This is a genomic window from Caballeronia mineralivorans PML1(12) (assembly GCF_001028175.1).
Classification (GTDB): Bacteria; Pseudomonadota; Gammaproteobacteria; order Burkholderiales; family Burkholderiaceae; genus Caballeronia; species Caballeronia mineralivorans.
Map to the genome: position 1 here is coordinate 1 of NZ_AEJF01000345.1, position 281 is coordinate 281.

Here is a 281-nt window from a genome sequence, read left to right on the forward strand (position 1 = left end):
CTCGGCCTGAAACCGAGCCAGTACGATCCGCAAAAAGCGAAAGCGTTGCTGGAAAAAGCCGGTTGGACGCTGCCTGCGGGCAAAGACATCCGCGAGAAAAATGGTCAGCCGCTGCGCATTGAACTTTCGTTCATCGGCACCGATGCGTTAAGCAAATCGATGGCGGAAATCATTCAGGCTGATATGCGCCAGATTGGCGCAGATGTCTCGCTGATTGGCGAAGAAGAGAGCAGTATCTATGCTCGTCAGCGCGACGGTCGTTTTGGCATGATTTTCCACCG

The 281-nt window shown here is 54.1% G+C and carries 1 protein-coding gene; it reads left to right on the plus strand.

The features are described 5' to 3' along the window. Positions 1-281: ABC transporter substrate-binding protein (locus EOS_RS42945; protein ID WP_047898337.1), on the plus strand; the 281-nt coding region annotated here is incomplete at both ends.